Annotated in this window: 22 protein-coding genes and 1 pseudogene; 16 read left to right on the top strand and 7 right to left on the bottom strand. The window is 70.9% G+C overall.

Annotation, left to right across the window (positions count from 1 at the left end; genetic code table 11):
* Positions 1-9: 9 nt before the first annotated feature.
* A pseudogene (locus HYQ63_RS07050) lies at positions 10-1,328 on the top strand (SGNH/GDSL hydrolase family protein).
* Between the two features lie 46 nt (positions 1,329-1,374).
* On the opposite strand, the gene HYQ63_RS07055 reads toward HYQ63_RS07050, so the two are convergent.
* Positions 1,375-2,034, bottom strand: coding sequence for a response regulator transcription factor (locus HYQ63_RS07055; RefSeq protein WP_179933058.1), 660 nt, complete (start codon positions 2,032-2,034; stop codon positions 1,375-1,377).
* Positions 2,007-3,296 carry a sensor domain-containing protein gene (locus HYQ63_RS07060; protein ID WP_179933059.1) on the bottom strand — a complete coding sequence of 430 codons (1,290 nt, stop codon included), beginning with the start codon at positions 3,294-3,296 and terminating at the stop codon, positions 2,007-2,009. Before HYQ63_RS07060 ends, HYQ63_RS07055 begins: the two co-directional genes overlap by 28 nt.
* Positions 3,297-3,469: 173 nt before the next feature.
* Between HYQ63_RS07060 and HYQ63_RS07065 the strand changes: the two genes are divergently transcribed.
* From HYQ63_RS07065 to HYQ63_RS07085, 5 genes are all read left to right on the top strand, one after another.
* A complete protein-coding gene (locus HYQ63_RS07065) occupies positions 3,470-4,216 on the top strand; it encodes an ABC transporter ATP-binding protein (RefSeq protein WP_179933060.1) in 747 nt (248 codons plus the stop codon).
* Complete coding sequence (locus tag HYQ63_RS07070; RefSeq protein ID WP_257231686.1) at positions 4,210-6,750, top strand: ABC transporter permease; 2,541 nt, start codon at positions 4,210-4,212, stop codon at positions 6,748-6,750. The genes HYQ63_RS07065 and HYQ63_RS07070 overlap by 7 nt, the downstream gene beginning before the upstream one ends.
* Positions 6,751-6,908: 158 nt before the next feature.
* Positions 6,909-7,796 carry a helix-turn-helix domain-containing protein gene (locus HYQ63_RS07075; protein ID WP_257231687.1) on the top strand — a complete coding sequence of 296 codons (888 nt, stop codon included), beginning with the start codon at positions 6,909-6,911 and terminating at the stop codon, positions 7,794-7,796.
* A gap of 14 nt (positions 7,797-7,810) precedes the next feature.
* Positions 7,811-8,221, top strand: a complete 411-nt coding sequence (locus HYQ63_RS07080) for a VOC family protein (protein ID WP_179939827.1) — start codon at positions 7,811-7,813, stop codon at positions 8,219-8,221.
* A 43-nt stretch (positions 8,222-8,264) separates the two neighbouring features.
* Positions 8,265-8,669 (top strand): helix-turn-helix transcriptional regulator, encoded by a 405-nt coding sequence (locus HYQ63_RS07085; RefSeq protein ID WP_257231688.1) that lies wholly within the window; start codon positions 8,265-8,267, stop codon positions 8,667-8,669.
* A gap of 72 nt (positions 8,670-8,741) precedes the next feature.
* Here HYQ63_RS07085 and HYQ63_RS07090 read toward each other — a convergent pair whose 3' ends face one another.
* On the bottom strand, positions 8,742-9,368 hold the full coding sequence (locus tag HYQ63_RS07090; RefSeq protein WP_257231689.1) for a hypothetical protein: 627 nt from the start codon (positions 9,366-9,368) through the stop codon (positions 8,742-8,744).
* Between the two features lie 205 nt (positions 9,369-9,573).
* Between HYQ63_RS07090 and HYQ63_RS07095 the strand changes: the two genes are divergently transcribed.
* The 3 genes from HYQ63_RS07095 (at position 9,574) to HYQ63_RS07100 (ending at position 11,302) form a co-directional block, all read left to right on the top strand.
* Positions 9,574-10,542 carry a GMC family oxidoreductase gene (locus HYQ63_RS07095; protein ID WP_257231690.1) on the top strand — a complete coding sequence of 323 codons (969 nt, stop codon included), beginning with the start codon at positions 9,574-9,576 and terminating at the stop codon, positions 10,540-10,542.
* Positions 10,455-10,673 carry a GMC oxidoreductase gene (locus HYQ63_RS44415; protein WP_257232575.1) on the top strand — a complete coding sequence of 73 codons (219 nt, stop codon included), beginning with the start codon at positions 10,455-10,457 and terminating at the stop codon, positions 10,671-10,673. The genes HYQ63_RS07095 and HYQ63_RS44415 overlap by 88 nt, the downstream gene beginning before the upstream one ends.
* 107 nt (positions 10,674-10,780) lie before the next feature.
* Positions 10,781-11,302: a hypothetical protein gene (locus tag HYQ63_RS07100; RefSeq protein ID WP_179933061.1), complete on the top strand. Its 522-nt coding sequence runs from the start codon at positions 10,781-10,783 to the stop codon at positions 11,300-11,302.
* A gap of 2 nt (positions 11,303-11,304) precedes the next feature.
* On the opposite strand, the gene HYQ63_RS07105 is transcribed toward HYQ63_RS07100, so the two are convergent.
* A complete protein-coding gene (locus HYQ63_RS07105) occupies positions 11,305-13,848 on the bottom strand; it encodes an ATP-dependent Clp protease ATP-binding subunit (RefSeq protein WP_179933062.1) in 2,544 nt (847 codons plus the stop codon).
* A gap of 246 nt (positions 13,849-14,094) precedes the next feature.
* On the opposite strand from HYQ63_RS07105, the gene HYQ63_RS07110 reads away from it, so the two are divergent.
* Complete coding sequence (locus HYQ63_RS07110; protein WP_179933063.1) at positions 14,095-16,236, top strand: non-reducing end alpha-L-arabinofuranosidase family hydrolase; 2,142 nt, start codon at positions 14,095-14,097, stop codon at positions 16,234-16,236.
* 61 nt (positions 16,237-16,297) lie between these two features.
* Here HYQ63_RS07110 and HYQ63_RS07115 read toward each other — a convergent pair whose 3' ends face one another.
* Positions 16,298-17,032: an IPT/TIG domain-containing protein gene (locus tag HYQ63_RS07115; RefSeq protein WP_179933064.1), complete on the bottom strand. Its 735-nt coding sequence runs from the start codon at positions 17,030-17,032 to the stop codon at positions 16,298-16,300.
* A gap of 408 nt (positions 17,033-17,440) precedes the next feature.
* On the opposite strand from HYQ63_RS07115, the gene HYQ63_RS07120 reads away from it, so the two are divergent.
* A complete protein-coding gene (locus HYQ63_RS07120; RefSeq protein ID WP_179933065.1) occupies positions 17,441-19,150 on the top strand; it encodes an IPT/TIG domain-containing protein in 1,710 nt (569 codons plus the stop codon).
* 15 nt (positions 19,151-19,165) lie between these two features.
* Here HYQ63_RS07120 and HYQ63_RS07125 read toward each other — a convergent pair whose 3' ends face one another.
* Positions 19,166-19,585 (bottom strand): YjbQ family protein, encoded by a 420-nt coding sequence (locus HYQ63_RS07125; RefSeq protein ID WP_179933066.1) that lies wholly within the window; start codon positions 19,583-19,585, stop codon positions 19,166-19,168.
* 101 nt (positions 19,586-19,686) lie between these two features.
* Here HYQ63_RS07125 and HYQ63_RS45910 point away from each other — a divergent pair, with 101 nt between their 5' ends.
* From HYQ63_RS45910 to HYQ63_RS07145, 5 genes are all read left to right on the top strand, one after another.
* Positions 19,687-19,770: a putative leader peptide gene (locus tag HYQ63_RS45910; RefSeq protein ID WP_370593019.1), complete on the top strand. Its 84-nt coding sequence runs from the start codon at positions 19,687-19,689 to the stop codon at positions 19,768-19,770.
* A gap of 95 nt (positions 19,771-19,865) precedes the next feature.
* Entirely contained in the window at positions 19,866-20,678 is an 813-nt protein-coding gene (locus HYQ63_RS07130; protein WP_179933067.1) for an ABC transporter permease, read from the top strand.
* Positions 20,651-21,427 (top strand): ABC transporter ATP-binding protein, encoded by a 777-nt coding sequence (locus HYQ63_RS07135; RefSeq protein WP_179933068.1) that lies wholly within the window; start codon positions 20,651-20,653, stop codon positions 21,425-21,427. The genes HYQ63_RS07130 and HYQ63_RS07135 overlap by 28 nt, the downstream gene beginning before the upstream one ends.
* Positions 21,428-21,484: 57 nt before the next feature.
* Entirely contained in the window at positions 21,485-22,522 is a 1,038-nt protein-coding gene (locus HYQ63_RS07140) for an ABC transporter substrate-binding protein (RefSeq protein ID WP_179933069.1), read from the top strand.
* Positions 22,522-23,676 (top strand): LLM class flavin-dependent oxidoreductase, encoded by a 1,155-nt coding sequence (locus HYQ63_RS07145; RefSeq protein ID WP_179933070.1) that lies wholly within the window; start codon positions 22,522-22,524, stop codon positions 23,674-23,676. The genes HYQ63_RS07140 and HYQ63_RS07145 overlap by 1 nt, the downstream gene beginning before the upstream one ends.
* Before the next feature lie 38 nt (positions 23,677-23,714).
* Here the strand turns inward: HYQ63_RS07145 and HYQ63_RS07150 are convergent, their stop codons facing one another.
* Positions 23,715-24,008 (bottom strand): DUF1330 domain-containing protein, encoded by a 294-nt coding sequence (locus HYQ63_RS07150; protein WP_179933071.1) that lies wholly within the window; start codon positions 24,006-24,008, stop codon positions 23,715-23,717.
* Positions 24,009-24,029 lie beyond the last annotated feature (21 nt).

A 24,029-nucleotide genomic window follows, 5' to 3' on the forward strand; every position in this document is an offset into this window, starting at 1 on the left:
GGACGTTCCATGCGAGGCATTCTTCGAAGACTCGGTCCGCTGGTGGCGGTTCTCCTCTGCGTGACCCTGGTGGCGGTCGCCCAGGGAGCCGAGCGGAGCCGGGCGCGCACCGCGTCGGCCGAGGAGGGCGGCGGGCCGCGACCGGGCAGCCACTGGGTGGGGACCTGGACGTCCATGCCGCAGCTGACCGAGCCGGCCAACATGCCGCCCCCGCCGTACACCCAGGACGGCGCGGTCCTCGCCGACAGCACCCTGCGGCAGACCGTGCACGTCTCGGCGGGCGGCCGCCAGCTGCGGCTCCGCTTCTCCAACGCCTTCGGCGGGGGCCCCTGCCCATCTCCCGCGTCTCCGTGGCCCTTCCCGCGGGGGGCAGGGCCGGGGTGAGCGCGATCGAACCGGGCACCTCCCGGCCCGTCACCTTCGACGGCCGCGCCGCCACCACGGTGCCGATGGGCGCCCTGGTGGTCTCCGACCCGCTGGACTTCCGGCTGCCGCCGGGCTCGAACCTCACCGTGACCGTGTACCTGGCCACCGGTCAGCAGTCGACCGCCATCACCTCCCACCCCGGCTCGCGCACCGCCTCCCACATGCTGCGCGGCAACCACGTCGACGCAACCGACCTGACGGGCGCGGCCTCGGTCGAGCACTGGTACTTCCTGAGCGGCGTCGAGGTGTGGTCACCGGCGCGCGCCCGGGCCACCGCCGTGCTGGGCGACTCGCTCACCGACGGGCGGGGCTCCACCAGCAACCACAACGACCGCTGGACGGACCGGCTGATGACCCGTCTGCGCACCGACCACAGGACGGCCGACACCGCCGTGCTCAACCAGGCGGCAGGCGGGAACCGGATCCTCCAGGACGGTCTCGGCCCGAACGGTCTGGCCCGTCTGGACCGTGACATCCTGGCGCAGAGCGGCGTCACCTCGCTCGTCGTCTTCGAGGGCATCAACGACATCGGCACCGCCCCCGCCACCCCCGAAGCACAACAGGACGTCGCGGACCGGCTCATCTCCGCCTACGGCCAGATCCTCCTGCGCGCCCACGCCCAGGGGATCCGCGTCTACGGCGCCACCCTCACCCCCTTCGGCGGCAGCACCCCCTACGACGACGCGGCGGGCCACCGCGAAGCGACCCGGCAGCGGATCAACGACTGGATACGGACCAGCGGCCGCTTCGACGCGGTCGTGGACCTGGACCGGGCGACACGCGACGAGGACGATCCGAGCAGCCTCCGCGCGGACCTCGACGTGGGCGACCATCTGCACCTCAACCCCGAGGGCTACCGCGTGATCGCCGACGCCTTCCCGCTGCGCCTCTTCCACCGCTGACGGCTTCCCGCCCGCTGACGGCCGGGGTCACGCCCGCAGACCGGGGTCACGCCCGCAGATAGGTGAGCACCGCGAGCACTCTGCGATGGGTGGCGTCGGTCGGCGGGAGGTCCAGCTTGCCGAGGATGTTGCCGATGTGCTTGCCCACGGCCGCCTCGGACACCACCAGGTGGCGGGCGATCGCGCCGTTCGACTTGCCCTCCGCCATCAGGGCCAGGACCTCCCGCTCGCGCGCGGTGAGCCGTTCCAGCGGGTCGCGGCGGCGGCGCAGCAGCTGGCGCACCACTTCGGGGTCCACGACCGTGCCGCCGTCCGCCACCTCGCACAGGGCGTCCACGAACTCCTCGACCCGCCCGACGCGTTCCTTCAGCAGATAGCCGACGCCCGTTCCGTCGCCGGAGTCCAGCAGCTCCGAGGCGTACGTGCGCTGCACATACTGGCTGAGGACCAGGATGGGCAGGGTGGGCCGGGTCTCGCGCAGCCGCACGGCCGCGTGCAGTCCCTCGTCCTGGAACCCGGGAGGCATGCGAACGTCCGTGAGGACGATGTCGGGGGCGTGTTCCTCGACCGCGGCGAGCAGCGCGGGAGCGTCGCCGACGGCCGCGACCACGTGGTGGCCGCAGCGGCCGAGCAGCCCGATGAGCCCTTCCCGCAGCAGCACGCTGTCCTCGGCGAGTACTACGCGCAGCGGTCGGTCCGGTCGCAAGGAAACTCCACACGCAGCAGGGTCGGTCCGCCCGGCGGGCTGGACAGGGAGAGTCTGCCACCCAGCGCGGACACCCGGTCGCCGAGTCCGGTGAGCCCGCTTCCGGCGCCGGGGTCCGCGCCGCCCCGGCCGTCGTCGCGCACCTGGAGGAACAGCCGTCCGTCGCGGTGGGCGCCGCTCACCTCCGCACGGTTCGCCCCGCTGTGCCGGGCGATGTTGGTGAGGGCCTCGCGTACCACGAAGTACGCGGCGGCCTCGACCGCCTGGGGCAGCCGTCCGGGCAGCTCCAGGGCCACGTCCACGGGAACCACGGAGCGGTCCGCCGCGTCGGCGACCGCCGCGGGGAGGCCGTAGTCCGCGAGCACCTTGGGATGGATGCCGTGGATGAGTTCGCGCAGCTCCGCGAGCGCCTCGTCCGCCTCCTCGTGGGCCGCGGCGAGCCGGTCGGCGAGCGGGCCTGGGGTGACGTCCAGGCGGGCCAGGCCGAGCGTCATCGTGAGCGCCACCAGCCGCTGTTGGGCGCCGTCGTGCAGATCGCGTTCGATGCGGCGCCGTTCCGTCTCGAAGGCGTCCACCAACCGGAGGCGGGAGCGGGCGAGTTCGGTGACCTTCTCCTTCAGGTCACCCTCGCGCGGGGCGATCAGCAGACGCGTCAGTTCGGCCCGGGCCCCGGCCACGACCCCCAGCACGTAGCCGCACAGGCCCAGGAGCACCAGTCCGAGCACGGCGACCGCGAAGGCCACCGGCCAGGAGGTGACGATCCATTGCTTGAGCACCTTCGTCTCCCGGCCGCCACCGACCGTGGCCATCAGCAGCGGTGTCGCGACCACGGAAAGCGGGGCGAGCAGGGCGACGGCGAGGACGATCGCGTCGACCGGCCACAGCAGCACCGCGAACAGCACGGCGTATCCGAGCTCCCGCCACGTCGTCCGCTCCCTCATGCGGGTCGTCAACCAGGCCCACAGGCCGTAGGCCGTGGGCGCCCGGTGCCGGTCGGGGGCCGGGTCCCGGTCGATCAGGCGCAGCCTCCGGCGTTCCACCCAGGCCACCGGGATTCCGGCGAGCGCCGCGAGGACGAGCAGCGGCAGCCCCACCAGCACGACGGCGAGGATGCCGCCCGCCGCGGCCGTGGTGGCGATCCCCGCGAGGGCGACCGCGCCGGTCACCACACCGGTGAGCAGGTATCCAACCGAACGCCACGGCCACGACGACAGCAGGAAGCCCGGCCCGGACATGGCCTGCCACACATTCCGAGGGTGCATGGAGATCACCGTAGAAGGCCCGGCCTGCCCGTGCCATCGGTCCAGGGGGCGTACCGGAGGTATGCCTGGCCCTACCCCAAGTCTCGGTTCCGCCGTACTGCGCCGTGGTGTCCGCGCGCGGTTTCGTGGCGCTCGACATCGATACGACTCGACATCGATACGAGTGGGGACACATGAACAACGACGCGATCCGATTGCGCTCCGTCAGCAGACGCTTCGGCACCGGCGACGGCGCGGTGACAGCGCTCGACCAGGTCTCGCTTTCCTTCCCCGCGGGGACGTTCACCGCCGTCATGGGCCCTTCCGGCTCGGGCAAGTCGACGCTGTTGCAGTGCGCGGCGGGGCTGGACCGTCCCACGTCGGGGTCGGTCACCGTGGGCGGCACCGAGCTGACGACGCTGAGCGAAACCCGGCTGACGCTGCTGCGGCGCCGGCGCATCGGCTTCGTGTTCCAGGCGTTCAACCTGCTGCCGTCCCTGACCGCCCAGCAGAACGTGGCACTGCCCCTGCGGCTGGCGGGCCGCCGTCCCTCCGCGGCCCGGGTGCGCGAGGTGCTCCGGCAGGTCGGGCTCGGCGAACGGGCACGGCACCGGCCGTCCGAGCTGTCCGGCGGCCAGCAGCAACGGGTCGCCCTGGCCCGCGCCCTGATCACCCGCCCCGAGGTGCTCTTCGGCGACGAGCCGACCGGTGCCCTCGACACCCGGACCGGCCGCGAGGTGCTGACCCTGCTGCGCGGCATGGTCGACGGCGAGGGCCAGACGGTCATCATGGTCACGCACGACCCGGTGGCCGCGTCCTATGCCGACCGGGTGGTCTTCCTGGTCGACGGACGGGTCGGCGGCGAGCTGGCCGGTGCGGGCGCCGACGCCATCGCGGCGCGCATGACCGGCCTGGAGAGCCCGGAGGACGTGCCGTGCTGAGCATCGCCCTGAGTACCCTGCGCACGCGCTGGGTCACCTTCGTCGGCAGCTTCGTCGCCCTGTCGCTGGGTGTCGCGCTGCTCGCCGTCATGGGCCTGGCCCTCGCCTCGTCGCTGGACGCGCCCGACCGGAAACCCGAACGGTTCGCTGCCGCGCCGGTGGTGGTCAAGGGAGCCGACACGTTGCGGGTGCGCACCCCGAACGGCGTCCGGGTCCGGAAGCTCGCACATCCGCGCGCCGTCCCCGCGGCGACCGTCGCGCGACTGCGGCAGCTCGGGCCCGTGGTCGAGGACCGTTCTTTCGCCGTACGGGCGCGGAGCGGGCCGGGCGATCTGGTGGGCCACCCCTGGTCCACCGCCGCGTTCGCCCGGTACGAGATCGGCGCGGGGCGCGCGCCCCGCGCGGCCGACGAGGTGGTCATCAGCGGCTGGGCGAAGCCGGGCGAGCGGGTACGGACCGGTGGCGGCACCGTACGGGTCGTCGGCACGGTACGGGTCGCCGGAAACGCACGGGCCACCGGGACCGCAGTCGGGCGCGGCCTCGAGAACGCCGTCTTCTTTACCGACGAACGCGCCGCCCACCTCTCCCCCCGCAGCGTCCAGCTCGTCGTGGACGCCGACCCGGCGGCCGTGCGCGCGGCGGTGCGCGGCAGCGAGGGGGTCCGGGTCCTCACCGGGGACGGGCGCCGCCTCGCCGACCCCGCCCCGGACCGGGACCGCGAAGCGCTGATGGCGATGAACGCCCTGTTCGGCACGGCCGGTGGTGTCACCGCCTTCGTGTCGGTGTTCGTGGTGGCATCCACCTTCGCGTTCGCGGTGGCCCAGCGGCGCCGCGAGTTCGGGCTGCTGCGCACGGCCGGGGCGACCCCGGGACAGCTCCGCCGGATGGTGTTCGCCGAGGCCCTCATGGTCGGCGTCCTCGCCTCGGCCACCGGTTGTCTGCTCGGCGCGTACGGTGCGCCACGGCTGGCCGCGTGGGTGGTCGACGGTGGTGTGGCGCCCGGCTGGTTCACCATCGGCGACCACATCTGGCCGTACCACGTGGCGTTCTGGACGGGTCTGCTGGTCGCCCTGTGCGGCGTGGCGGCCGCGTCCTGGCGGGCGGGCCGCACCGGACCCGCCCAGGCGCTGCGCGAGGCCGCCGTGGACACCGGGACGATGCCCAGGGGGCGGTGGCTGTCCGGCCTGGCGCTCCTGCTGACCGCCGTCGTCACCCTGTGCCTGGCCCTGGCCACCGACCCGGGAGACCTGCTGCACCGGAAGACCTATGTGAGCCGTCCGATGCTGCTCATCACCGCGGTCGCGCTGCTCGCGCCCGCCGTGGTGCCCCCGCTGACCCGGCTGATCGCCTGGCTCCCGGCCCAACTCCCCGGCGCCGGTGGCATGCTGGTGCGGGAGAACGCCGCCGCCGCTGTGCGCCGCACCGCCGCGATCGCGGCGCCCGTGCTGGTCACGGTCGCCCTCACCGGTTCGCTCCTGGGCGCCACCGCGACGCTGAACGAGGCGAAGGCCACGGAAGTCCGCGCGCGGACGGCGGCCGACTTCGTCGTCACCCCGGCAGGCGGAGCGGGCTTCGACGCGGCGACCCTGCGAAAGCTGCGCGCGGTGCCCGGCGCCGAGGTGTCCGCGACCGCGTCGAGCGCCGTCTACGTCCTGGAGGACGGCGTGTCCCTCGTGACCTCCGAGGCCCGCGCCGTCGACCCCGGCCCGCTCGCCGCCACCACCCGGCTGCCGGTCGAAGCCGGAACGGCCGCTGATCTCGACGACGACTCGATCATCGTCAACGGCGAGTGGCAACAGCACACCGTGGGCCGACGCGTTCAGGTGTGGCTCGGCGACGGCACCAGGAAGTGGCTGCGCATCGCCGCGGTGATGGCCACCGGCACCGGCGGCAACGGCGTCTACGTCACTCCGCGCAATGCCCCGGGCGCCACTGTCGACCGGGTCGACGTCACCCTCACCGACGGCGCCGACGCGAGCGCCGTGGCCACAGCGCTGAGGAAGGCGGTGCACACCGCGGGCGGGCGGCTGCTCACCAAGGACCAATGGGTCAGGGCGAGTTACCCCCAGACGAAGGACATCACCCGGATCGGCCTGCTGCTGGTCCTCGGCATCGCCCTCCTCTACACCGGCATCTCCCTGGCCAACACCATGGCCATGGCGACCTCCGACCGCGTCCGCGACCTGGCCACCCTGCGCCTGGCCGGGGCCACCCCGGGGCAGATCCTGCGGCTGGTGGGCGCCGAGGCGCTGATGGTGGTCGTGGTCGGCGCGGTCCTGGGTGTCTTCGTCGCCGGGCTCAATCTGATGGGCATGGGGAGCGCTCTGCACCTGCTGTCGGTGCGGACAACGATCCGGATCCCCTGGGCGGCCATCGGCGTGGCCGTGGGCGCGTGCGCGATGCTCGCCGTGGTCTCGTCCGTCGCCCCCGCCGCGCTCGCCCTGCGCTCAGTGGCTCCCCGGACCCGTCGCGAGCAGTCCGCCCACCACGAGGGCGGCCAGCGATTCGGCCGTGGCCGTGAGCTGTTCCGGTGAGACGGGCTCGGGCCTGCCCAGGCGTCGCGCCAGGGGCACGTCCACCATTCCCGAGACGGGCGGGACGACGGCGAAGAACAGCACGTCGCTGCGGGAGATCGGCACGCGATCGTCATGCTGTAGGAGTCGGGTCCGGCGGGGCGTCGCATACTGGCCACATGGCTGCTGAGGCGGGACGGGAAGGCGAGGCGTTCCAGGAGTTCGTGCGGTGCACGCCCCGGCTCGGCGGGATGGTCGCGTCCGCGGTGGGCTATCGCTCCGGCGGGCAGCCACCGGCCCTGCACCGGGGGCTGCCCTCCCCCTGGCTGACGTTGATCTTCTCGCTGGACGGGCCGGTGACCAGCGGACTCACCCTGGAACAGGCGCGCGGTGCCGATGCCGTGCGGACCGACATCGTGGTGGGCGGGCTGCACCAGAGTCCGGCGTACATCATCCAGCCTGAGCACGAGACCGGGGTGCAGCTGGCCCTGCATCCGCTGGCGGCGCGCAGGCTGCTCGGCCTGCCCGCGGGTGCGCTCACCGATCAGCTCGTGGTGTCGGGGACGGAGGTGCTGGGCGCGCGGGCCGCGGAGATCCACGAGCGGATGCGGGAGCAGCCGGGGTGGGAGGAGCGGTTCGCCCTCCTCGGCTCGTATCTGCGGGCGCGTGCGGCCGCGGCGGACGAGGCCACGCCGGTCCGGCGCGAGATCGTCGAAGCCTGGGCGTGGCTGGCCCGCCACCGTGGTGCGGGCACGCTGCGCGGGCTGGCCGAGCACGTGGCGCTCAGCCCGCGCCGGCTCACGGCGCTCTTCCGGGCCGAGACCGGTCTGAGCCCGAAGCAGGCCGCCCGGCTGATGCGCTTCGAGCACGCCAAGGGCACCGTGGTCCGGGCCTTCGCCGCGGGCGCCCCGGCCGATCTGGCGCGGGTCGCGGCCGACTGCGGCTACTACGACCATTCGCATCTGGTGCGGGACTTCCGCCAGTACACCGGCGTCAGCCCCACGGTCTGGCTGGCCGAAGAGTGCCGGAATATCCAAGCGGGCGGGCACCGGAACGGCGAAGAGTGAGAGGCATGAACACCATGGAATCCCCCCAGCGACCGCCGAACATCTGGCCGACCCTCCAGGCCCATGACGCGCCCGCCCTGATCGACTTCCTCGTCGGCACGGTCGGCTTCCTGCGCACCGCCGTGTACGAGGACGGCAACCGGGTGGCGCACGCCCAGCTCGACTGGCCCGAGGGCGGCGGGATCATGCTCGGGTCGTACAAGCCGGACAGCGCGGAGTGGTGTCTGCAACCGGGCACCTTCGGCGCGTACGTCGTCACCGACCACGTCGACAGCCTCTACGAACGGCTGAAGGCGGCAGGGGTGAAGGTCATCCGCGAGATCGAGGACCAGCCGTACGGCAGCCGCGAGTTCGCGATCGCCGACCCCGAGGGCAACAAGTGGTCCTTCGGCACCTACCGGGGCGAACCCCGCCCGACGGGCTGACCCGGCCCGTGGCCGCCGCGCCGCACCGCCCTACGACGACGTCGTGGGCGGTGCGGCGCGGCGCGCCCGGTGTGCGTCGGCCACCGCGGCGTGCAGCTTCGTACGGATGTCCTCGGGAAGCCCGGCGATGCTGCGCCGCGCTCTGGCCCACATCGACGACCACGCCGACCAGCCCGTCACCGTCGCCGCGGCGCGCGTCACCGTACGCGCGCGCCAGTACGCCTTCCGTCGACACGTGAACACCACGCCGCTCGCCCATCTGCGCCGGGTGCGCCTCTCCCGCGCCCACCATGACCTGCTGAACACCGATCCCGGCGGAGGAGCCACCGTCACGGAGATCGCTGCCCGATGGGGCTTCTGGCACCCCGGCCGCTTCGCCGCCCTCTACCGGGAGGCCTATGGCCGGTCACCGCACCGGGCTCTCCGCGGCTCGTACCACGACTCGTGAGGCCGTACTGCCGGGCGACCGGCCGCTCCGCCCGCCTGAGGCAGGCGGGCGGAGCGGCCCCTGGTCACGGCATCAGCCGAGGTTCAAATCGAGGTTGGTGACGTACCAGGCGTCCTGGATCTCGGTGGCCTCCACCTTGACGTCCAACTGCCCCGCCTTCAGGCCGGTGGAGTTGGACAGGATGACCTTGTCGAGCGTCTGTCCGTCGACGGTGACCTTGTCGGCGGGCACCACCGCCTTGCCACCAGTGGCCGGAACGCGGGCGACGTCCACCTTCGGGTCGCCCGTGGACTGCTTGGGCGTGAACGACGTACGGAGCTTCCCGACGTTCTCGCGCATCTCCCGCACCTCGGGCGTGTTGCCGTTACACCTCGACGGGGTGCCGACCTGCGCGGGCGACGAACCGGCGGCCGGGTCCGCCATCACCAGGCACGCCTGCTTCGGCTGCCCCTTGATGACCGCGGTCACCCACGTGGCAACCGCCTCCTCGGCCGTGGCCTGACGGGTCTTCGAGGGCTGCGAGGCCGCCGAGTCCTCCCCCTTCTCCTCCGACCCGGCAGCGGTCGAGCTGTTCGCCACCGGCTTCTCCCCCTCGCCGGATTCCGTCTCCATCGAGCAACCCGTGACACCGACGACGGCCGCCACCACGGCGGCCCCGGCGATCCAGCGGACGGTCCTGTTTCTGTAGCTCTCTGACACTCTTTCAGGAGCCTTTCGCATAGACATCCATATGACCCGATGTCACCCCGAGGTGTCTCTCATCAAGACACCACATCGACCATGGAGACGAGTTGGGCGGCGAAACGGTTTCACCCGCCGCCTGGCTGGCCACGGGCCCCGGCCTGCTGACAAGATCATTTGGTCGACACGGCCCACGCTGGGCGGGTCGAGTGCCATCAACGCGATGGTGTTCCTGCGCGGACACCGCAACGACTACGACCGCTGGGCCGCGTCCGGGTGCACGGGATGGGGCTTCGACGCGCTCTTGCCGTACTTCCGGCGGCTGGAGACCGTCACCGGAAAGGACCCGGAGAGTTCCGCGGTGACAGCGGCCCGATGCGTCCGGCGCAGGCACAGGACGGCAACCCGCTCTCCCAGGTCTTCGTCGATGCCGCCACCTCTGCCGGGCACCCGGCTACGGACGACTTCAACGGCGCCGCCCAGGAAGGCGTCGGCTGGGCACGACCTGAGCATCGCGGACGGCAAGCGGCAGAGCACCGCGGCCGCCTACCTGCACCCGGTCAGCGCGCGGCGGCCGAATCTGACGGTCTCGACCGACTCCCGCGCGCACCGCCTGCTCGTCGAGGGCGACCGGTGTACGGGCGTGGAGTTCCGGCGGGGCGGCGAGCCGGTCGTCGCGCACGCCCGCGCCGAGGTGATCCTCAGCTCCGGCGCCGTCGATTCGCCCCGTCTGCTCCTGCTGTCGGGCATCGGGCCCGCCGACGAGCTGCGGCAGGCCGGTGTGGACGTCCGCCACGGCCTGCGCGGCGTGGGCCGCAACCTGCACGACCATCCGCTGTGCGGGGTCGTCTACGAGGCGAGCAGGCCGGTCCCCGAAGGACTCACCAACCACGCGGAGACCTCAATGGCGTGGCGCAGCGACGCGTCCGCTCAAGGCCCGGACATGCAGCTGATGTTCATCCATGTGCCGTTCCACCCACCGACGTTGCGGGCACCGGAGAACAGTTTCACCTTTGGGGTGACGACCGTCCCCGAGAGCCGTGGCGCTCGCGCGAGGTGCTCGCCGGGGACGACGTCAAGGACGAGGAGGGACTGCGTGCCTTCCTGGCGCGCGGCACCGGAACGTACTACCACCCCGTGGGCAGCTGCGCGATGGGGGTGGGCCCGGACGCCGTGGTCGCCCCGGATCTGACCGTTCACGGCCTCGAGGGCCTGCGGGTGGTGGACGCGTCGGTCATGCCGACGATCGTCTCCGTCAACACGAACGCGGCGACGATCGTCATCGCGGAGAAGGCCGCCGACCTCATCCGCCAGGCGGCGTAGACCGGCCATCACTCCGGGGCCACTTTTTGCGGGCCCCGGTGTGATGGACCGATCCCGCACCGGAGCGCGCCCATGCGGAGCGCGGCCCGCTCGGCGACCCTGGGGGTGTGACACACCAGCCCCCTGCGCCTGATGCGCGGAGCCGGCCGCCGACCGGTGCCGCGCGCGTCGACTACAGCGGCGCGGTGTACGGCTCGCTGCTCGCCGCCTCCGTGGTGGCCGGTGTCGGCACGCTCGGCTCGTATCCACGGTTGGAACTCGTGTTGCTCCTGCTGTGTACGGGCGTGGTGTTCTGGGCCGCGCACGTCTTCTCCCGCCTCTTCGGAGCCCGGATGGCGCAGGAGCCCGGGAGCCGCGAGGAAGTCCGCCGCGTGTGCGCCGACGAGCGGCCCATCCTCGAGGCGGCCGTTCCACCGGCCGTTGCCGTGGCGATCAGTCCACTCCTCGGGCTGGGAGTCGAGGGCGCGGCATGGCTGGCGCTCGGCGTCGCACTGGCCGGGCAGGTCGGCTGGGCGGCCCTGGGCGCCGTCCGCGCCGGCGCCTCACGCCGTCTGATCCTGATCGCCAGTGCGGCCAACCTGCTCCTCGGCATGGTCATCGTGGTCTTCAAGGTCGCGCTCCAGCACTGACCTCAGGGCTGCTGCGCGTTCGAGGCCACGTCGGTGTGGAAGGCCAGTTGTCCGTCCGCGACCTCCACCCGGATCCGCTCGCCGGAGGCGAGGCCGCCGTCGAGGAGCATCCGGGACAGCCGGTTGTCGACCTCCCGCTGGATGGTGCGGCGCAGCGGCCGGGCCCCGTATTCGGGCTGGTGGCCGTGGCGCGCGAGCCAGTCGATGGCCTCCGGGGCGAACGCGACGGTGATGCCCTGGGCGTGCAGCCGACGGCGGGTCTCCTCCAGCATCACGTCGGTGATCCGGCGCAGCTGCTCGTCGTCAAGCTGCCGGAAGACGACGATCTCGTCGATGCGGTTGAGGAATTCGGGGCGGAAGTGCTCGCGCAGCGGGCGCAGGACGCGCTCGCGCCGGGCCTGCTCGCCGGTCTCGGCATCCGTGGTGCCGAAGCCGAGCGCGGTGCCGCCGATGGCCTCGGAGCCGAGGTTGCTCGTCATCACGACGACGGTGTTGCGGAAGTCGACCGTGCGGCCCTGGGCGTCGGTGAGGCGGCCGTCGTCCAGCACCTGGAGCAGGATGTTGAAGACATCGGGATGGGCCTTCTCGACCTCGTCCAGCAGCAGCAGTGAGTACGGGCGCCGACGCACGGCCTCGGTGAGCTGTCCGGCCTCCTCGTGGCCGACGTACCCGGGCGGGGCGCCGACCAAGCGGCTGACGGTGTGCCGCTCCTGGTACTCGCTCATGTCGAGTCGCACCATCAGCTCTTCGCTGCCGAACAGCGCCTCGGCCAGTGCCCGTGCGAGTTCCGTCTTGCCGACACCGGTGGATCCGAGGAAGAGGAAGCTCCCGGTCGGGCGGCCGGGGTCGGCCAGGCCGGTCCGGGAGCGCAGCACCGCCTCGGCGACGGCGCCGACGGCCTCGTCCTGCCCGATGACGCGCTTGCGCAGGTGTTCCTCCAGGCCGAGCAGCCGGTCCTTCTCCTCCTGGGTGAGGCTGCTGACCGGAATGCCGGTCTGTCGGGACACCACTTCGGCGATGTCCTCGGCGACGACCTCCAGGCTCTGCCCGTCGTCCGGCTCCGTGCCGTCGTCCGCCTCGATCCGGCCGTTCAGCTCGCCGATGCGGTCGCGCAGTTCGGTGGCCCGCTCGTATTCCTCCGCGGCCACCGCCTGGTCCTTGTCCCGCGTCAGCTGCTCGACCTCCCGCTCCAGTGCACGCACATCGGTGCCCTTGGTCCGCGAGCGCAAGCGCACGCGGGCACCGGCTTGGTCCATCAGGTCGATGGCCTTGTCGGGCAGGAACCGGTCGGTGAGGTAGCGGTCGGACAGCTCCACGGCCGCGCACAGCGCCTCGTCGGTGAAGCGGACCTGGTGATGGGCCTCGTAGCGGTCGCACAGGCCCCGCAGGATCTCCACCGCGTCGGCGGCGGTGGGCTCGGGCACCAGGATGGGCTGGAAACGGCGGGCCAGTGCCGCGTCCTTCTCGATGTGGCGGCGGTACTCCTCCATCGTCGTGGCACCGATGACATGCAGTTCGCCACGGGCCAGCGCGGGCTTGAGCATGTTGCTCGCGTCCATGGAGCCGCCCTCGCCGCCGCCCGTGCCCGCGCCGACGACGGTGTGGAGCTCGTCGATGAAGACGATCAGCTGCTCGGAGTGCGTACGGATCTCCTCGATGATGCCGCTCAGCCGCTCCTCGAAGTCACCCCGGTAGCGGGTGCCCGCGACGACGGCGGAGAGGTCCAGGGCGACCACGCGGCGGCCGAGCAGGATGTCGGGGACATCGCCTTCGGTGACGCGCTGGGCGAGCCCTTCGACGATGGCGGTCTTGCCGACACCGGCATCGCCGATCAGCACGGGGTTGTTCTTGCCGCGGCGGGACAGCACCTCGACGGTCTGTTCGATCTCCTCTCCGCGGCCTATGACCGGATCGATGCGGCCCTCGTGGGCGAGTTCGGTCAGGTCGCGGCTGAACTTGTCCAGGGTGGGCGTGTCCTGCGCCCGGCCCCCGGGCTGCTGCCCGTTCGCGGTGACCGGCGGCTGCCCCGGTGCGGTCTGCGGTCCCTGCTGGGCCGCCGCGGGGTCGAAGTGGAGGGTGTTGAGGATGCGGCCGGCGGCGGAGTCGGGGTTGGCGGCGAGCGCCCCGAGGACGTGCTCGGGGCCGATGTAGGAGGCGCCGGTGGCGCGGGCCAGGTCGTGGGCGTCCAGCAGGGCGCGCTTGACCGCGGGGGTGACGGACAGCCGGTTCTGTGGCGGCCCGTCGCCGCTCGTACGGTCGATCTGGGCGGCCAGCGCGTCGGTGTCGGCCCCCGCCCCCGCCAGCAGACCCCGGGTCGGCTCCGCGGTCAGCGCCGCGCGCAGCAGGTGCTTGGTGTCCAGGTCGGTGCTGCCGTGCTCGGCGGCGTAGGAGACGGCGTCGGCGACCAGTTGCCGGGCGGGGTCGCTCATCAGACGACCGATGTCGATCTGCCGGGGGCCGCGGGGCCCGCCGCCGAGGAATCGCGCCAGGTATTCCTCGAACGGATCCGGCCCGAAGCCTCCCGGACCCATGAAACCGCTGTTCATAGCCTTCCGTTCCGCGGTTCCGGCCAAGCGCGTACCGGCCGGGCCGGGCCCGCTGTTCTGGTAGGCGTGGTGCTTGCCGGGCGCGGGTGCCCGGGATCGGCGCGGATTACACCTGGTGCCGCATGAGCTCCGTCGAGCAGGAGGGCATTCGTCGCGGGGCTTCTTCCATGACGGTCGTGTTCATGCCACGATGCACAACATGGGAGCGCTCCCATTCGCTCCCACTCCCTGCCCCCAAGGAGAGACATGACCCTGACCCAACGACGCGGCCGGCGCCGAGCCTCGGTGCTCGGGTTGGTGGCGGCTACTGTCATGACCATGACCGGATTGGCCGGGACCGCGGGTGCGGCGACCGGCCCCGCGCAGGACCGGACGACTCACGACCGGACGGCTCAGGGCCAGACTGCTCTGGACCGGACGACTCACGACCGGACGGCTCAGGGCCAGACGGCGACCGGCTCCGCCAAGGCCTCCACCCTGGGCGCACAGGCGGCCCAGTCCGGGCGGTACTTCGGGGCCGCCGTGGCCGCGGGCAAGCTCGGGGACTCGACGTACGCGACGATCCTCAACCGGGAATTCAACATGGTCACCCCGGAGAACGAGATGAAGTGGGACACGATCGAGCGGTCCCGCGGCTCGTTCAACTTCGCCCCCGCCGACCAGATCGCGAACCACGCCACCTCACGCGGACAGCGCTTACGGGGACACACCCTGGTCTGGCACTCCCAGCTCCCCAGCTGGGTCAGCTCCATCGGCGACGCCACCACGCTGCGCAGCGTGATGAAGAACCACATCACCACCACCATGGCCCACTACAAGGGCAAGATCTACGCCTGGGACGTGGTGAACGAGGCATTCGCCGACGGCGGCAGCGGCCAGCACCGCCCCTCCGTGTTCCAGAACCTGCTGGGCGACGGCTTCATCGAGGAGGCCTTCCGCACCGCCCGGTCGGCCGACCCGGCGGCCAAGCTCTGCTACAACGACTACAACATCGAGAACTGGACCGACGCGAAGACCCAGGGCGTGTACCGCATGGTGCGCGACTTCAAGGCGCGCGGGGTGCCCATCGACTGCGTCGGCCTCCAGGCCCACTTCGGCACCGGCAGCCCGCCGGCCAGCTTCCAGACCACCCTGTCCAGCTTCGCCGCCCTCGGCGTGGACGTGCAGATCACCGAGCTGGACATCGCACAGGCACCGGCGGCCGCGTACACGAACACCACCAGGGCCTGCATGAACGTCCCCCGCTGCACCGGCATCACCGTCTGGGGCATCCGGGACCGCGACTCCTGGCGCGCCGGGGAGAACCCCCTGCTCTTCGACAACAACGGCAACAAGAAAGCGGCCTACAACGCGACGCTGACCGCGCTGGGCGGCACACCCACGACCAAGGCCACCGCCGCGCGGGCGTCCTCACCGGCCTCCCCCGCCGCCTCGCTGCCCAGCAGCTTCCGGTGGAACTCCAGCGGGATCCTGATGTCCCCCAAGCCGGACGCCACCCACAACATCGCCGGGCTCAAGGACCCGACGGTGGTCCGCCACAACGGCAAGTGGCACGTCTTCGCCAGCGTCGCCAGCTCCTCCGGCTACAACCTGGTGTACCTGAGCTTCACCGACTGGTCCCAGGCGGCCTCGGCCACCCATCACTACCTGGACCGAAGCGCCATCGGCACCGGCTACCGGGCCGCGCCGCAGGTGTTCTACTTCGCGCCGCAGAACAAGTGGTACCTGGTCTACCAGACCGGCAACGCCTCGTACTCCACCAACAGCGACATCAGCAACCCGAACGGCTGGAGCGCCCCGCGCCACTTCTACTCCTCGATGCCGGACATCATCAAGCAGAACATCGGCAACGGGTACTGGGTGGACATGTGGGTGATCTGTGACAGCGCCAACTGCTACCTGTTCTCCTCCGACGACAACGGACACCTGTACCGCTCGCAGACGACCCTGGCCCAGTTCCCGAACGGCTTCACCAACACCGTCATCGCGGCCCAGGACTCCAACAAATACGCCCTGTTCGAAGCGAGCAACATCTACAAGGTGCAGGGCAGCAACCAGTATCTGCTGATCGTCGAGGCGATCGGATCGGACGGCAAACGCTACTTCCGGTCCTGGACCTCCGGCAGCATCGCGGGCTCGTGGACACCGCTGGCCGCCTCCGAGGCCAACCCCTTCGCCCGGGCCAACAACACCGCCTTCCCCGCGGGCGCCTGGACCAAGGACATCAGCCACGGCGAGCTGATCCGCGCCGGAAACGACCAGACGCTCACCGTCAACCCATGCAAGCTCCAGTACCTCTACCAGGGCATGAACCCGAACGCCAGCGGTGACTACAACACCCTGCCGTGGCGCCTCGGCCTCCTCACTCAGACCAACTCCACCTGCTGAGCCCCCGAGATGCCGAAGCCCTCGGCCGACTCGATGAGCCGGCCGAGGGCAGAGGGCAGGCTCAGCCAGGGGTGACGGTGTAGGTGAAGGACTGGGAGGAGTCGGTGCCGCCCGCACTGGTGAGGGTGACGGTGACGGTGCCCGTGCCGCCCGGGGAGTAGGCGATGATGGTGTTGTCATCGATGATGTTGAAGGACGTCGAGTCGGGGCCGTACGAGATATCCGTGACGTCACTGAGGTTGGTGCCGGTGATGGTGGAGGCCGTGCCCCCGTAGTCCGGTCCGGCCGTCGGGTCCATGCTGGTCACCGTGGGATCCCCGACGTAGGTGTAGGTGAACCCGTTGGTGGTACCGCCCACCGTGGTGACGCTGACCCCGACGGTCTGGGGGGTGGTCACGGTCGGCACCGTGACGTTCAGCGTGCCGTCGTTCACGACTGTGGGAACTGCGGTGTTGGCGCCGAAGGCCATCGACGTGGCGGTGTACAGGTTCGCACCGGTGAGGGTGGTGGTGCCGCCGCTGAGCGGTCCCATGGTGTTACTGAGACTGAACTTGTGCGGGGCCGGGATGTAGTAGTACCAGACCGGAGCGGACGAACCGCCCGGCGTGGTCACGACGACCTGGACGGCGGAGCTGTTCGAGGGTGCGACAGCGGTGATCTGGGTGGCGCTGTCGACCACGAAACTGGCCGATTTGATTCCGAACTTCACGCTGGTGGCGCCCGTGAAGCCAGTGCCGGTGATGACGACCTGGTTACCACCCGAGGTGGGTCCCTGGTTCGGATTGAGAGTGGGCACGATGCCTTCTCCTCGCCTTGAGTGATTTCTTCTCCGGAAAGGGACGACCCCCGCATGCAGGAGTGCGGCTGGGCCTATGGGCATCGGCACGACGCGCGGTGGAGACTGATTCCCTTACAGGGCATTCCCTTGTACGAAAATTGAACCAGGCATTCCACGAAAGGGGGAGGGCGTATATGGGGCACTCGCTGGTTAATGCGATGATGTGAATTAACTTTTCAGGGTCGAGTGTGCGCCGGAGTGACCCCGATTGCCCCCTTCTGCTGGGTCCCGGTCGATGGGATGCTCATGGAACATATAGGGAATCGACTCCTGAAGCCTGGGCGCCAGGTTACGAATGTCAGCAAGTGGGAGATCAACTCGCTCTGGTACTCGCCGAATTCGGGAGTTCGGACGAGAGGAGCCCACATGCCCGCCACGCATATCGTGCCGACTGTCCAGCAGTTCGCGGATCCCCCGCGCACCAGGCGGATGCCCGTCTCGGTCGCGATGTCCACGCCCGGCACCATCCCCGTCGGCTCGGCGCCCCATTCCATTGCCATGCGGCCCGACGGACAGCGCGCCTATGTGACCAACTCCGGTTCCGGCACTTTGAGCGTGATCGACACCGCCGCCGGCGTCGTCACCGCCACCATCGGCGTGGGTGCCGGACCGTGGGGCGCGACGGTCACCCCCGACGGCCAGTTCGTCTGCGTGACCGAGCCGGGCTCGGGATCGGTCGACTTCGTCAGCACCACCACCGACGCGCTCGTCGGCACCGTCAGTGGCCTGACCGTGCCGCGGGGGCTGGCCGTCACGCCCGACGGGACCCGCCTGTACGTCGCCAACTCCGGTACCAATACGGTGAGCGTCATCAGTACGGCCACCAGAGCCATCACCGGCACCGTCACCGTGGGGAACAGCCCGGAGACCGTCGTGATCCGTCCGGACGGCCTGCGTGCGTATGTCTCCAATTCCGCCAACGGCACCGTAAGCGTGATCAACACGCTCAGCAACACCGTCACGGCCACCGTGACGGGGTTCGACGTGCCTCTGGGCATGGCTGTCGCCCCCGACGGGGCCCGACTGTACGTGGCGAACTCCGGCGGCACTGAAGTAAGCATCGTCAGCACGACCGACAACTCCGTCATCGGCACCATCACCGTCGCGGCCAGCCCTGCCCATGTGGCCGTCTCCCCGGACGGGACCCTCGTCTACGCCACGATGACCGGCTCGGACTCACTGACGGTGATCAACCCGAGCAGCAACACGGTTACCCACACGCTCTCGGGGTTCGCCACGCCCCACGAGGTGACGACCACCCCGGACGGCGGCTACCTCTATGTCGCCAACTACGGCGACGACACGGTTGGCGTCCTGAGAAGGCCGGCCGCCATCTCCCCCAACCAGGGCCCCCTGGGCGGCGGCACGACGGTCACCATCACCGGCCGGGGCTTCCTCGGGACGACCAGCGTCCTCTTCGGTAATCGGCCTGCCAAAAGCTTCGCCGTACTGAGCGACACCACGTTGACCGCCGTCACCCCTTCCCTCAGCAGAACCGGCGCCAAGGCCGTACCGGTCACCGTGACCGCCAGTGGCGGAAAGGCGATCATCGGCCACTTCTACTACCAGCTGCTGCCCGTCATCGACGAGATCTCGTCACCTTCCGGACCTACGACCGGCGGGAACGTCCTCACTCTCACCGGCAGGCGGCTCACCGGCGTCAAGTTCGTGCGGTTCGGCAACGTCACGGCCCCAGCCACCGTCCTGTCGGACACCCGGCTCACCGTCACCGTCCCGCCATCGGTGCTCGCCCGCAGCGTCCCCATTTACGTGACCAACAGGGGAGGCGTCTCCAACAGCCTCTCCTACACCTACGTCAGCACCGCCGCGATCACCAGCATCAGCCCGATCTCGGGACCCTCGGCCGGAAGCCGTATCGTCAACATCAACGGCACCTCACTGTCCCAGGTCAACAGCGTGACCTTCGGGGGCGTCCCGGCCCTCTCGTTCAAGGTCATGTCCGCCATCAAGGTCCAGTCCATCACGCCGCCGCACGCGCCCGGCCCCGTGGCCGTCGTGGTGACCACCTCCACCGGCGCCACCGCCACCGCCCCCCAGTCGTACACCTACACCTGATGAGGGCAGGGCCGGTCAGCCCAGGAAGCTCAGCCGGACCTTGCGGTGGGGGTTGTCCCGGTTGGTGTCGACCAGGCACACCGACTGCCACGTGCCGAGCGCCAGGCTGCCGCCGAGGACCGGGAGGGTGGCGTGGGGCGGGACGATGGCCGGGAGGACGTGGTCGCGGCCGTGGCCCGGGGAGCCGTGGCGGTGGCGCCAGCGGTCGTCGGCGGGGAGGATGTCGCGGAGGGCGGCGAGGAGGTCGGTGTCACTGCCCGCGCCCGTCTCCAGAATCGCGATACCGGCAGTCGCGTGCGGGACGAACACATTGAGCAGGCCGTCGGCGCCCTGCGCCACCTCGCGAAGATACGCCTCGCAGTCGGCAGTGAGGTCGGCGACGGTCTCGGTGGTGCCGGTGGTGATGTCGAGCGTGTGGGTGCGGAAAGTAGTCATGACTCCATCCTCGTACGTGCTCCGTTAAAACTCCCGCAACAAAGGTCCGAGGGGCAAGACGGCGTTGACCCCGGTCGGACCCGCTGGCTAGCTTCAGGGGCATGTCTACGTCAGCCCTGCTCACCACGCGCGGTCACATCGACCTGCTGCGGGTGGCGTCCGCCACGTGTCCTGGCGCCTGCTGACCTTTTCTCACCCCTCCCTCTTTTTCGTTTTCGTCGTACCGCGCTGACCGTCGTGCCGTGCGGGCGCCGAGGCGTACCCCTTTCCTGGAGTCCCCGTGTCCCCGGTTCTTCTCGAACCGGTCGTGCCCCTGTCCGCGCGCCGTCGCTCCGTACCCCGCTGGCTGCGCCGCACGACCGGTCCCCTCTTTCTGCTGCTGCTCTGGCAGGTGTGCAGTGCGACCGGCGTGCTGCCCTCCGACATGCTCGCCTCGCCCGGCACCATCGCCGGTACCGCCTCCGGCATGGTCCAGGACGGCACGCTCCCGCACGCCATGCTGGTGTCGGTGCAGCGGGTGCTGAACGGGCTGGTGATCGGCGGGGTCGTCGGGGTTGCCCTGGCGCTGATCTCCGGGCTGTCGCGGCTCGGCGAGGACCTGGTCGACGCGAGCGTGCAGATGTTCCGCACCATCCCGTGGGTCGGGATGATCCCGCTCTTCATCATCTGGATGGGCATCGGCGAGGCCCCCAAGATCGCGCTGATCGCGCTCGGTGTCACCTTCCATCTCTATCTGAACGTGTACGCGGGCATCCGTGGTGTGGACGCGCAGCTCATCGAGGCCGGCAACTCGCTCGGGCTCGGGCGCTGGGCGCTGATCCGTCATGTGGTGCTGCCGGGCGCGCTGCCCGGGGCCATGACCGGGCTGCGGTATTCGCTGGCCACCGCCTGGCTGGCGCTGGTCTTCGGCGAGACGATCAACGCGGACGACGGGATCGGCTTCCTGCTCAATCGTGCGCGTGAGTTCTTCCAGACCGATGTGATCGTGGTCTGCCTGATCGTCTACGCCGCCCTCGGCCTGCTCGCCGATTTCATCGTCCGCACTCTGGAGAGGCTGCTGCTGCAATGGCGACCGACCTTCACCGGCAAGTGAACCCGCTCACGAAGGAAACGACGGACGACGCGGCGGTACGGGTCGACTCGCTCACTCGGTCCTTCGACGGCCGCGCCGTCATCGACAACCTCGAACTGACCATTCCGCAAGGCGAGTTCGTGGCGCTGCTCGGCCGCAGCGGCTGCGGCAAATCGACGCTCCTGCGCGTACTGGCCGGGCTCGACCGGGAAATCAACGGCGAGGTGCTGGTCCCGCGGCGCAAGGCCGTCGCCTTCCAGGCGCCGCGGCTGATGCCGTGGAAGAAGGTGTGGCGCAACGTGCTGCTCGGGCTCCCCGGCCGCCCCGGGCGGGAAGTCGCAGAGCAGGCGCTGGAGGAGGTCGGGCTCGGCCACCGGACCGACGCCTGGCCCAAGACGCTGTCCGGCGGCGAGGCGCAGCGCGCCTCGCTCGCCCGGGCGCTGGTGCGCGAACCCGATCTGCTGCTGCTCGACGAGCCGTTCGGCGCGCTGGACGCGCTCACCCGGATCACCGCGCAGCGGCTGGTCGCCGAGTTGTGGCAGCGGCGCGGCTGCGCGGTGCTGCTGGTGACGCACGACGTCGAGGAGGCGCTGCTGCTCGCCGACCGCGTGCTGGTGATGGACGGCGGTGTCATCGCGCATGAGATCCGGGTGGACCGTGACCGCCCGCGCGACATCGCCGACCCCTACATCGCGGATCTGCGCACCCAACTGCTGGACCGGCTGGGTGTGGAGGCACCCGAGACCGCCGAGGTCGAGAAGGTCGCGTAGCCACCCCTCACCCCCCGTCCCCTCCTGTACGACCCTCACGAACGGAAACCCGCTGCCATGAGACGGCGACTCGCCCCTGCCCTGCTCCTCCCCCTCGCCCTGGTGCTGTCCGCATGCGTCAGCTCGAACTCGAACAATGCCTCGTCCGGTGCCGCCGGCAACGTCGACGGCAAGGGCGATGTGACCCTGAACGTCGGCGACCAGAAGGGCAATGACGAGGCGGTGCTGCGCGCCGCCGGTGAACTGAAGAACCTTCCCTACAAGATCAAGTGGTCGACGTTCACCTCCGGCCCGCCGATCCTGGAGGCCGTGAGCGCCAAGGCCGTGGACATCGGCGGCGTCGGCAACACCCCGCCCGTCGTCGCCGCGGCCGCCAAGTCCAAGATCAAGGTCGTGGGCGCCAAGCACGGTACGACCGACGGCGAGGCGATCGTGGTGCAGAAGGGCTCGCCGCTGAAGAAGACCGCCGACCTCAAGGGCAAGAGGGTCGCGGTCGCGCAGGGCAGCTCGGCCCACTTCCAGCTCGTCGCCTCGCTCCGCAAGGCCGGGCTCTCGATCAAGGACGTCAAGGTCAGCTTCCTTCAGCCCGCCGACGCGCTGGCGGCCTTCAAGGGCGGCAAGGTGGACGCCTGGGCCATCTGGGACCCGTACACCGCACAGGCGCAGCGCCAGGCGGACGCACGGGTCATCACCACCGGCAAGGGCGTGACCAACGGCCTCAACTTCCAGGTCGCCAACCCCTCCTCCCTCGACGACAAGAAGAAGACGAAGGTCATCAAGGACTATCTGGAGCGGCTGCGGCGCGCCCAGAACTGGGTGTACAAGCACCCCGAGGCGTGGGCCAAGGTGTGGGGCAAGGAGACCGGGCTCCCGTACGACGTGGCGCTGGACGCCGTGAAGCGCACCAACGGCACCCGGGTGTACACCGCCGTCGACAAGCCCGCCATCGCCTCCGAGCAGGAGATCGCGGACACCTTCGCCGAGCTGAAGCTCACCCCGCGCCGCTTCGACTTCTCCGACTACGTGGACACCCGCTTCAACGGCGGTCTACCGCCGTCCAGCACCGCGCCCCGCACCCTCGGGAAGGGCTCTTGATGTCCGTCCGCCTGCACTGGTTCCTGCCGACGGGCGGCGACGGGCGCACCCTTGTCGACCGGCACGCCTACACCGGCGGTGACCGCTCGCGCATCACCCCGGTGAGCGGCGTCCGGACACCCGACATCGACTACCTCGCGCAGATCGCCAAGGCCGCCGAGCACCTGGGGTTCGAGGCGGTGCTGACCCCGACCGGCACCTGGTGCGAGGACGCGTGGCTGACGACGGCGGCGCTCGCCCAGCACACCGAACGGCTGAAGTTCCTGGTGGCCTTCCGTCCAGGGCTGATCTCACCGGTGCTGGCGGCGCAGATGGCCGCCACGTACCAGCGGGTCACCCGCGGGCGGCTGCTGCTCAACATCGTCACCGGCGGCGACTCCACCGAGCAGCGGCGTTTCGGCGACCATCTCGACCACGACCAGCGGTACGCGCGCACGGCGGAGTTCCTGGAGGTCGTACGGGGTGTGTGGGGCGGCAAAGCCTACGACTTCGACGGTGAGCACTACCGGATCGCGGGCGGGCTGACCGCGGTGCCGCCCGACCCACTGCCGCAGGTCTTCTTCGGCGGCTCGTCCCCGGCCGCAGGGCCGGTCGCCGCCCGGCACACAGACGTCTATCTGACCTGGGGCGAACCGCCCGCCCAGGTCAAGGAGAAGATCGACTGGATCCGGGGTCTGGCGGAACGGGAGGGCCGGGAGGTCCGTTTCGGCATCCGCCTGCACACCATCGCCCGCGACTCCTCACGCGAGGCATGGGCCGTCGCCGACCGGCTGCTGGACGACCTCGACCCGGAGGCGATCGCCGGGGCCCAGCAGGCGCTCGGGCGCAGCGAGTCCGTGGGGCAGCAGCGGATGCTGGCACTGCACGGCGGCTCGCGCGACCAGTTGGAGATCGCGCCCAATCTGTGGGCGGGGGTCGGGCTGGTGCGCGGCGGCGCGGGGACGGCGCTGGTCGGCAGCCATGCGGAGGTGGCCGACCGGATCGAGGAATACCACGCGCTGGGCATCGAGCACTTCGTGCTCTCGGGCTACCCGCACCTGGAGGAGGCGTACTGGTTCGGCGAGGGCGTGACGCCGGAACTGGCTTCGCGCGGTCTGGTGGCGGACACCCCGACCGCGGGCGGCGCGCCGCTGCTGGTCGCCGGGGGCCGGTAGGCCCGTACGTACGTCCGCGGTCGGGCCCGCCCTTGTGGTCAGGGCCCGCCGTCGACGAACAGCAGCCTGCGGTCCAGGGTGTCCTTACGGATCTCCAGCGCCTCGGCGTACTCGGGGGACGCGTACCAGCGGCGGGCCTCGGCCATGGAGGGGAACTCGAGGATCACCATCCGCCGCTCGTCCGGCCACTCCCCCTCCACCGCGTCCGGACGGCGGCCCCGGGCGAGATAGCGGCCGCCGTAGCGGGCGATCGACTCAGCCGCCAGCTCGCGGTAGGTGGCGGCGCGCGGCTCGTCGAGCACCTCGACCTCGGAAATGACATACGCAGGCATTCCGCCCCCCATGTCTCTCGC

The sequence above is a fragment of the Streptomyces sp. Rer75 genome, assembly GCF_013414305.1.
Classification (GTDB): Bacteria; Actinomycetota; Actinomycetes; order Streptomycetales; family Streptomycetaceae; genus Streptomyces; species Streptomyces himastatinicus.

Bases quoted from the DNA above. Each gene is read 5' to 3' on its own strand.
- HYQ63_RS07140 (WP_179933069.1), top strand. From the start codon at position 21,485: ATGAGACGGCGACTCGCCCCTGCCCTGCTCCTCCCCCTCGCCCTGGTG.
- HYQ63_RS07145 (WP_179933070.1), top strand. From the start codon at position 22,522: ATGTCCGTCCGCCTGCACTGGTTCCTGCCGACGGGCGGCGACGGGCGC.
- HYQ63_RS07125 (WP_179933066.1), bottom strand. From the start codon at position 19,585: ATGACTACTTTCCGCACCCACACGCTCGACATCACCACCGGCACCACC.
- HYQ63_RS07075 (WP_257231687.1), top strand. From the start codon at position 6,909: ATGGCTGCTGAGGCGGGACGGGAAGGCGAGGCGTTCCAGGAGTTCGTG.
- HYQ63_RS07065 (WP_179933060.1), top strand. From the start codon at position 3,470: ATGAACAACGACGCGATCCGATTGCGCTCCGTCAGCAGACGCTTCGGC.
- HYQ63_RS45910 (WP_370593019.1), top strand. From the start codon at position 19,687: ATGTCTACGTCAGCCCTGCTCACCACGCGCGGTCACATCGACCTGCTG.
- HYQ63_RS07120 (WP_179933065.1), top strand. From the start codon at position 17,441: ATGCCCGCCACGCATATCGTGCCGACTGTCCAGCAGTTCGCGGATCCC.
- HYQ63_RS07105 (WP_179933062.1), bottom strand. From the start codon at position 13,848: ATGAACAGCGGTTTCATGGGTCCGGGAGGCTTCGGGCCGGATCCGTTC.
- HYQ63_RS07150 (WP_179933071.1), bottom strand. From the start codon at position 24,008: ATGCCTGCGTATGTCATTTCCGAGGTCGAGGTGCTCGACGAGCCGCGC.
- HYQ63_RS07135 (WP_179933068.1), top strand. From the start codon at position 20,651: ATGGCGACCGACCTTCACCGGCAAGTGAACCCGCTCACGAAGGAAACG.
- HYQ63_RS07060 (WP_179933059.1), bottom strand. From the start codon at position 3,296: ATGCACCCTCGGAATGTGTGGCAGGCCATGTCCGGGCCGGGCTTCCTG.
- HYQ63_RS07110 (WP_179933063.1), top strand. From the start codon at position 14,095: ATGACCCTGACCCAACGACGCGGCCGGCGCCGAGCCTCGGTGCTCGGG.
- HYQ63_RS07080 (WP_179939827.1), top strand. From the start codon at position 7,811: ATGGAATCCCCCCAGCGACCGCCGAACATCTGGCCGACCCTCCAGGCC.
- HYQ63_RS07095 (WP_257231690.1), top strand. From the start codon at position 9,574: ATGGTGTTCCTGCGCGGACACCGCAACGACTACGACCGCTGGGCCGCG.